The sequence below is a fragment of the Pseudomonas sp. genome, assembly GCF_050739995.1.
In the GTDB taxonomy this organism is placed as follows: Bacteria; Pseudomonadota; Gammaproteobacteria; order Pseudomonadales; family Pseudomonadaceae; genus Aquipseudomonas.
Genome location: NZ_JBOICG010000567.1, coordinates 1 through 8367 on the forward strand (window position 1 = coordinate 1; position 8367 = coordinate 8367).

The following is an 8367-nucleotide window of genomic DNA, read 5'->3' on the forward strand; positions in this document are numbered from 1 at the left end:
GTGCATCACCCTGGGCCATGCGCACTTGGGCGAGTCGATACAGCACTTGCGGCTCACGAGGTGCCACACGCTGTGCACGTTCAAGGCTCGACGATGCGCCGTTCAAGTCGCCACCGGCCTGCTGTTGCTGGGCGGTGGTCAACAACGCCAGGACCGGACCGTCCAGTTGCTCGTCAGCCGACAGGCCGCCAGCATTCGACGTCGAAGGAATCCCGCTCGGGGTCGACGGCGGCATGTTGTAAGTGCCCTGGTTGATCGGTGCTGCCTGGATCGGCGTGGAATCAATTGGACCCGAAGTGCTCGGCCCAGGTCTCCACGGCTCGGCGCTGATCGGTGCCGACGTAGCAGCACCCGCGCCCGGCACCATAACCACCACACCCGAATCCTGCGGCATGGCTTGGGGCTTGGCTTGTGCAGGACGGTTAGTCACGGTCTGACGGAAGCCGCCAGTGGCCGAAATCCGGTCGTTGCTGGAAACAGTCGTGCTCGAATCCACCACGGGAATCGAGCCGCGCTGCACACTGGAGCAACCGTTGAGCAAAGCCAGAGCTGTAATAGCTGGAATCCACAACTTGTTCACTTGAAACCCTCTTTGCTTAATTCATCCAGCCCTTGACCCAATCCATCACCGATTCCGCGTCAGCAGGGGCACTGCCACCGCACGCGGCGCCGGGTGGTGGCTCGCTGCCGCGAATATACGGCATCTGTACCGCGCCCGGACAGTTGGCATCGGAACCTTGGCCGGTATGCGGATTAATCCACGCCTGCACGATGTTGTCCGGCTGCGGCATGTTCAGCGGCAGTGGGTCGGCCTTACGCATAAAGCTGGTCCAGACCTGCAATGCACCGGTGGCACCGGTGAACGGCGTCTTACCGTTGTCATCGCGACCCAGCCACACCACCGCCAGCACATCCTGACCGAACCCGGCGAACCAGCTGTCGCGCGAATCGTTACTGGTACCGGTCTTGCCCGCCAGCGTCAGGTTGGACGGCAATACGCTGTAGACCGAGCGCCCGGTACCTTCACGCATCACGCGCTGCATGGCGTTCTGGATCAGGTAGATGGAGCCCGCATCGAAGCGCTGCTGAATCTGAAACGGATAACGTTTGAGCGGTTCACCCTCGGCGGTCAGCACACTGCGGATGCCGCGCATCGGCGTATTGAAACCACCGTTGGCGAGCGTCTGGTACATCGTGGCCACTTCCATCGGGGTCATCGCACCGGCACCCAGCAGCATCGAAGGGAACGCCGGGAACTCACGACTAATACCCAGGCGCCCCAGGGTTTTCAGCACATTCGGCACACCCACTTCAAGCCCAAGGCGCGAGGTGGAAATGTTGTAGGAGTGCGCCAACCCCTGATACAGGAACACCGTACCGTGGGAGCGACGGTCGAAGTTCTGCGGGGTCCACACTTGGCCATCAGCACCTTTGACCGACAATGGGTCATCCGACAGCCAACTGGTCAGGGTGTATTTGCTCGGTTTTTCCAATGCTGTCAGGTAAACCGCAGGCTTGACCAGCGAGCCAATCGGCCGAACTGCGTCCAGCGCACGATTGAAACCGGCAAAACTGGCTTGGCGACTGCCGATCATGGCTTGGACTTCACCCGTTTCCGGGTTGGTCACGACCATGGCGGCTTCCACTTCATCAGAGCCCTTGCGGCCTGTCAGACGCTTGAAGGTGTCGTTGACGGACGCTTCGGCCTTCATCTGCAGAATCGGATCGAAACTGGTGAAGATCCGCAAGCCTTCTTCGGTCAAGTCTTCGTCGCGATAGTCTTCACGCAGTTGGCGCTTGACCAGGTCGATAAAGCCCGGGAAAGAGCTGTCGGCCAGCTTGCCGCGGGTTGTTACGCCCAGTGGCATTTTTTTCGCTGCGGCCACTTGTTCGGCAGTGGCGACACCCTGTTGCTCCAACACATCGAGCACCAGATTGCGGCGTTCAAGGGCGCGCTCCGGGTTGCGACGCGGGTTGTAATAGGACGGCCCCTTGACCATCCCCACCAGCAACGCGACTTGATGCAATTTCAACTCGGACAACGGTTGGCCAAAGAAGAACTGACTGGCCAGGCCAAACCCGTGCACCGCACGCTGCCCATCCTGACCGACGAATACTTCGTTCAGGTAGGCCTCAAGAATTTCCTGCTTGCTGTAATGCAGCTCCAGCAACATCGCCATCATGGCTTCGGTGAGCTTGCGGGTCAGGCTGCGCTCGTTGGTCAGGTAGAAGTTCTTGACCAATTGTTGCGTGAGCGTACTGCCACCCTGAGTCATCTTGCCGCCAGACGTGTTGACCCAGATGGCCCGGGCGATCGACTTCGGCGACACGCCCCAGTGGCTGTAGAAATCACGGTCTTCTACCGCAACCAGGGTTTCCAGCAGGTAAGGCGGCACCTGATCGAGCTTGATCAGGATGCGATCCTCAAGATTTTTCGGGTAAATACCGCCGATCAGGAGTGGTTCCAGGCGAACCACGGGCAACTTCGAGCCATTGAGCGACGAAAGCTCGGCGACATAGTCGCCGGAGAAACGCACGCGGACAGGCTGGGCTTTTTCCAGGCCCTCATAGAACTGGAAGCCACGGGTGTTCAGGTCGACGGTATTACCGCTGACAGCTGCCGCCCCCGGGCCGTTGCTCACAGGTTCGCGGCGATAGCCCAACGCGTCGAGCTCAGTGAGGAAGTCATCCTTGCTCAGCTTCTGGCCGGTGAACAATTCCAACGGGCGTGCGTACACCTTGGCCGGAATGGTCCAGCGCTTGCCGGAGAATTTCTCCTGGACCACAGCGTCGAGGTACACCGCGAAGCCGGCAAGTACCACAAGGCCTACCAGGCCGAGCTTGAGCGCCCAGCCCAACCAGGGACGCAGGCCACGGGAAGGAGGTTTTTTACGGGAACGGGGAGATCGGGTTCGAGTCATGGCGGCGGATTATACGCACTTTATTGATGATCAACATGAGCCGGACAGCGGTTTGCACGACCGGCCGTAGCCGCCATAATGCCCGCCATGATTTCCCCCAGACTTTGAAGGATCGCCCGTGAGCCAGTCCCTGATCGCAGCCCTGCAAAACCCGGCTTTATACCCTCACCCGGTTGAAGCGTTTCAAGTCATCGAGACCCATATTTCCTGGGTGATCCTGACCGGTCCTTATGCTTACAAACTGAAGAAACCGATGAATTTCGGTTTTCTGAACTTTACAAATCTGGACGATCGCGGCCACTTCTGTAAGGAAGAACTGCGCCTCAACCAGCGCCTGACCGAAGATCTGTATCTTGAGGTGTTGCCGATCACCGGCACTGCCGAAGCCCCGCAATTGGGCGGCGCAGGCCCGGTGATCGAGTACGCGCTGAAAATGCGCCAGTTCCCGCAAAGCCAGATGCTCAGCACCTTGCAGGCGAACGGCGAGCTGACCAGCGCGCACATCGATGAAATGGCCAAGCAAATCGCACACTTCCACCTCAGTGCACCGGAGGTTCCTCAAGGCCATGCTGCCGGCACCCCAGATGAGGTTATGGCGCCAGTACGCCAGAACTTCGAACAGATCCGCCCGTTCCTCAGCGACAAGGCCGACCTGATTCAACTGGAGGCACTGCAAGCCTGGGCCGAAAGCAGCTTTGAACGCCTCAAGCCGCTGCTGGCACAACGCAAGCGCGATGGCTTCACCCGCGAATGCCACGGTGACATCCATTTGGGTAATGCCACCTTGATCAATGGCAAGGTCGTGATCTTCGACTGCATCGAGTTCAACGAACCGTTTCGCTTCACCGACGTGTACGCCGACACTGGTTTCCTGGCCATGGACCTGGAAGACCGCGGTCTCAAATCCCTGGCTCGACGCTTCATCAGCCAATATCTGGAATTGACTGGCGATTATCAGGGTCTTGAAGTGCTGAACTTCTACAAAGCCTACCGCGCACTGGTGCGCGCCAAGGTTGCGCTGTTCAGCATGCCGAGCGAAGCCGACCCAGTGCAACGTGCTACCACCCTGCGTCAGTACCGTAATTACGCCAACCTGGCGGAGAGCTACAGCACCATTCCGTCGCGCTTCCTGGCGATTACCCATGGTGTTTCGGCAGTGGGTAAAAGCCACGTCGCCATGCGCCTGGTTGAAGCACTGGGTGCCGTGCGCCTGCGCTCGGATGTGGAACGCAAGCGCCTGTTTGGTGAGCAAAAGGTCGAGAACACGCCGCAGGCCGGCATTTATAGCCACGACGCCAGTGCTGCGACTTACACGCGCCTGAACGAAATTGCCAGCACCATTCTGCGCGCCGGCTTCCCAGTTGTGCTGGATGCCACATTCCTGAAACGCGAACAACGTGACGCAGCAGCCAAGATTGCCGAGGCCACGGGAGCGCCCTTCCTGATCCTGGATTGCAATGCACCGCAAGCCGTTATCGCCAGTTGGTTGGCACAACGTCAGGCAGATAAAAATGACCCGTCTGACGCGACACTTACCGTTATAGAAGAGCAGCAAGCCCACCGCGACTCGCTGACTGCCGAAGAGCAGCTCTTGAGCAAGCGTGTAGAAACCAACGAAAGCGGAACGCTCGACGCACTCGTGGCGCACATTCGCCAACGCCTGCCCGGCCTGTAAGAAATATTTCTTGGTCGTGTCACCGATCTACGGTGCACGGCCAAGCAATAGTGGCACTATAATGGCGTCATAATTCCAACAGGAGTCGCCATCATGAGTCATCCCAAACTTCTTGATACTCAGCTCTACGCCCTCCTGCATAAAGACGACATCCGCGGCTTCAACCAGGAACGTCCTAAAGATGGCGCCATCGACATGCGCGGTGGTGACTTCCGAGGGCTGGACCTGCGCGACCTGAATGCCACGGGCGTGGACTTCACCGACGCCTATTTCCGTTCCGCCGACCTGCGTGGCCTGGATTTGCGCGACTGCTCACTGGAAGGTGCCAGCCTGGCCCATGCGCAGATCTCCGGTACCTACTTTCCACCCGAGTTGACTGCTGACGAGATCCTGATGTCCGTCAACTTCGGCACCCGTCTTCGCTACCGCACCAAGTAGCACCGCTCTCCAAGCTCCGGCCCGGCCCGGCCCGGCCCGGCTTCAAATACGCTGGGCGGGCCTCGCCTGCTTGTCGCTAAAATATCTGCGTCACTCTTATAGCTTTTCAGCCGTTTCTGACCAAAGAACCACGCTTTTCCTACTGAGCGCTACACTCCTTTTCAGGCTTGCCTGGTCACGATACCCACCGCACCATTCGGCCGTCGCAAGGAGGCTTGATGAACGATGAGCTGCAACACCTGAAAAACCTTGGCAAGACGTCAGCGCAGTGGCTGCATGCGGTGGGCATCCACAGTGCTTCCGACTTGCGCCGCCTGGGGGCGGTTGATGCCTACCGAGCCGTGAGGACCCGCGGTTTCCGGGCATCAAAAGTACTGCTGTATGCGATTGAAGGGGCATTGATGGATGTGCATTGGAACGACATTCCAACGGAGCGCAAAGAAGCATTGAACCGTCAACTGGATGCAATTTCAGCGCGTCAGAAAAATTAGATTTTCTACAAAACCCAATGTTTACAGGCGTTCCAAACATTCGTTTGAGAAAACTCGGGAGGTTGTAAAAACAAACATTGACTCTCAAATGAGAATCGTTATGATTATCACAGCTGATCGCGAGATCAGCCGATAACTGAAAGACCCTTGGTTCGGACTCTCAGATTATCTCCTCATCAGGCTAATCACGGTTATTTGACCCGGCTCTTGCCGGGTCTTTTTTTACCTGTAATAAAGCTGCTCTCAGCGCGCAATAATCAACGGATGCCCGAGCTCGGGATGTGGCTGAACCAGTACATCCAGACCAAACACTTCCTTGAGCAACGCTGGTTGCAACACATTCGACGGTGTATCCAAGGCATGCGGGCGGCCGTTTTCCAGTAACAAAATACGATCGCAATAGCGGGCCGCCAGATTCAGATCATGCAGAATCACCAAGACTGCCGCCCCTCGGTCGGCAAAACGACGGATAGCCTGCAATGTCGTGTGTTGATGCAGCGGGTCCAGCATCGAAGTCGGCTCATCCAGCAGCAAGGTCTGCCCCGCTTCGCCCGGCCATAACTGCGCCAACACCCGCGCCAGGTGCACACGTTGGCGCTCGCCGCCGGACAAAGCCAAATAACTGCGACCACTCAAATGCCCGACATCCGCCGCCGCCAAGGCAGCCATGATGATTTCATCATCACGCACCCGCCCTGTTTGATGGGGCAAGCGGCCCATGCCGACGACCTCTTCGACGCGGAAAGCGAAGTCCAGGGTCGACGTCTGCGGCAACACCGCCAAGCGCTGGGCACGCTGCGAACCGCTCCAGTGCGCCAACGCCTGTTGATCCAGGCGGACGTCGCTTTGATCCGGATGCAGCTCCCCGCACAACGCACCGAGCAAGGTACTCTTGCCAGCGCCATTAGGCCCCAACACACCGAGCACTTCGCCCGGCAACAGGTCCAGCGTGATATCCGTCAATACAATCTTGCGACCGCGCCGTATCTGCAGCCCTTCCACTCGCAGCATCAGGCACGCCCCCGCAACAACAGATATAGAAAGAACGGTGCGCCAATGAACGCAGTCACAATACCGATCGGCAGCTCCGCCGGCGCCAGGGCCAGGCGCGCCACCAAGTCTGCAAACAGCAGCAGACTTGCGCCTGCCAACACAGACGCCGGCAACAGCACCCGATGATCCGGGCCCGCCAACAGCCGCACCAGATGCGGCACCACCAGCCCGACAAACCCGATCATCCCTGCTGCCGCCACCGCAGCGCCCACCCCCAACGCCGTACAGAACACCAGCTCGCGCTTGAGCCCTTCGACATCGATCCCCAGGTGATTGGCCTCGGACTCCCCCAATAACAGGGCATTCAACGCCTTGGCCCGACGTGGCAGCCAAAGTGCCACACCCGCACTCACCAACAGCAACGGCCATAGCCGCGAGTAGCTGGCGCCATTGAGACTGCCCAGATTCCAGAAGGTGAGTGTGCGCAACGTGGCATCGTCCGCCAAATAGGTAAACAGGCCCACTGCAGAGCTCGCAAGCGCCGTGAGCGCGATGCCGGCCAGTAACATCGTCGCGACATTGGTCTGGCCATTGCGACGCCCCAATCGATACACCAGCGCGGTAACACCCAAGCCACCAAGAAACGCACACAGTGACAATAAATAAGGCCCGAAAGCTTCCGGCAACCCGCCAAAAAACGCACCACCGACAATCGCGATCGCCGCACCCAATGCGGCGCCACTAGACACCCCAACCAACCCGGGATCAGCCAACGGGTTGCGAAACAAACCCTGCATCGCCACACCCGACAACGCCAGCACACCGCCCACCGCCAAGCCCAGTAACGTGCGCGGCAGGCGGATTTGTCCCAGGATCAACTCAGCCTGCTCGAGGCCCTGCGCCTCAATCGGCACGCCCATCAGACGCAACGCGGCCCTGAGCGTATCCAACAACGGCAGACTGACAGGCCCCAGCGCCAACGAAAGCCAGATCGCCAATACACACAACAGCGACAACCCGACAAACAGCGTCTTCGGTTTTACCAATGTGGTCATGGGGCAGGCTTGGCTTGGGATGGATAGAACCCGGCAGACAGCATAGCCAGGCTATGCGGCAAACGAGGCCCAAGGCCACCGACCAGCAGGGTCGGGTCCACTTCAAACACCCGTCCAGCCTTGGCTGCGGGAGTGGAGGCCAGGATCGGGTTCTCTTTGAACAGTGCCGCACGCGCCGCATCACCGGTCAAAGCACGATCGGCAAACACCAGCACGTCAGGGCTCAGGCCCGCGAGCGACTCGACCGAAAACGGCTTGTAGCCAGTATGGGTTGCCAGGTTGTGGCCGCCCGCCTGCTGTAACAGCCAATCGGCGGCGGTGTCTTTACCCGCAATCAGCGGCTTGCCGCCTGCGTGGCCCAGCAACAACAGCACACCCGGTGCCTTTTGCGTGGCCTGCGCTTTGGCGACCCAACGCTTCTGCTGCTCAAGAGCCTGTTCATACCCAGTAAACAATTCGTTGGCCTTGGCCTCGCTGCCAAGCAATTTGCCCAGGTGTTGCAGGTTGCCTTTCAAGGTGGGCAAATCCGGCTGGGCCGAGAACATCTCCACCTGCACACCGGCGCCACGAATTTGCGCCAGCACGGGCGGCGGCCCCATTTCCTCGGTACCGACGAGGATTTGCGGGCGCAGGCTGAGGATGCCTTCAGCCGACAACTGCCGCTGATAACCTATGCTCGGTAGCGCCTTGAGCGACTCAGGATGCTGGCTAGTGGTATCGACCCCCACCAGCTTCGACTCAGCGCCCAAGACCGTCACCCATTCCGACAACGCCCCACCGGCACTGACCCAGCG

8 protein-coding genes are annotated in these 8367 nt (G+C 59.3%); 3 read left to right on the top strand and 5 right to left on the bottom strand.

The genetic code is table 11. The features are described from left to right. Both ACRESD_RS18835 and mrcB read right to left on the bottom strand, forming a co-directional pair. The coding region (locus ACRESD_RS18835) for a hypothetical protein (RefSeq protein WP_431752292.1) at positions 1-580 on the bottom strand (580 nt) is incomplete at its 3' end. 16 nt (positions 581-596) lie between these two features. Next, positions 597-2921, bottom strand: coding sequence for a penicillin-binding protein 1B (gene mrcB / locus ACRESD_RS18840; protein ID WP_431752293.1), 2325 nt, complete (start codon positions 2919-2921; stop codon positions 597-599). Between the two features lie 118 nt (positions 2922-3039). On the opposite strand from mrcB, the gene ACRESD_RS18845 reads away from it, so the two are divergent. The 3 genes from ACRESD_RS18845 (at position 3040) to ACRESD_RS18855 (ending at position 5525) form a co-directional block, all read left to right on the top strand. Beyond that, positions 3040-4596 carry an AAA family ATPase gene (locus ACRESD_RS18845; RefSeq protein WP_431752294.1) on the top strand — a complete coding sequence of 519 codons (1557 nt, stop codon included), beginning with the start codon at positions 3040-3042 and terminating at the stop codon, positions 4594-4596. A 93-nt stretch (positions 4597-4689) separates the two neighbouring features. Further along, positions 4690-5034, top strand: a complete 345-nt coding sequence (locus tag ACRESD_RS18850) for a pentapeptide repeat-containing protein (RefSeq protein WP_431752295.1) — start codon at positions 4690-4692, stop codon at positions 5032-5034. 218 nt (positions 5035-5252) lie between these two features. Continuing rightward, positions 5253-5525, top strand: a complete 273-nt coding sequence (locus ACRESD_RS18855) for a TfoX/Sxy family protein (protein WP_016973739.1) — start codon at positions 5253-5255, stop codon at positions 5523-5525. 243 nt (positions 5526-5768) lie between these two features. Here ACRESD_RS18855 and ACRESD_RS18860 read toward each other — a convergent pair whose 3' ends face one another. From ACRESD_RS18860 to ACRESD_RS18870, 3 genes are all read right to left on the bottom strand, one after another. Continuing rightward, positions 5769-6527 (bottom strand): heme ABC transporter ATP-binding protein, encoded by a 759-nt coding sequence (locus ACRESD_RS18860; protein ID WP_431752298.1) that lies wholly within the window; start codon positions 6525-6527, stop codon positions 5769-5771. Between the two features lie 8 nt (positions 6528-6535). Then, entirely contained in the window at positions 6536-7573 is a 1038-nt protein-coding gene (locus tag ACRESD_RS18865) for a FecCD family ABC transporter permease (protein WP_431752296.1), read from the bottom strand. Then, positions 7570-8367 (bottom strand): heme/hemin ABC transporter substrate-binding protein (locus ACRESD_RS18870; RefSeq protein ID WP_431752297.1); only part of this gene is annotated, 798 nt, incomplete at its 5' end. The genes ACRESD_RS18870 and ACRESD_RS18865, both read right to left, overlap by 4 nt.

Bases quoted from the DNA above. Each gene is read 5' to 3' on its own strand.
- mrcB (WP_431752293.1), bottom strand. From the start codon at position 2,921: ATGACTCGAACCCGATCTCCCCGTTCCCGTAAAAAACCTCCTTCCCGT.
- ACRESD_RS18850 (WP_431752295.1), top strand. From the start codon at position 4,690: ATGAGTCATCCCAAACTTCTTGATACTCAGCTCTACGCCCTCCTGCAT.
- ACRESD_RS18855 (WP_016973739.1), top strand. From the start codon at position 5,253: ATGAACGATGAGCTGCAACACCTGAAAAACCTTGGCAAGACGTCAGCG.
- ACRESD_RS18865 (WP_431752296.1), bottom strand. From the start codon at position 7,573: ATGACCACATTGGTAAAACCGAAGACGCTGTTTGTCGGGTTGTCGCTG.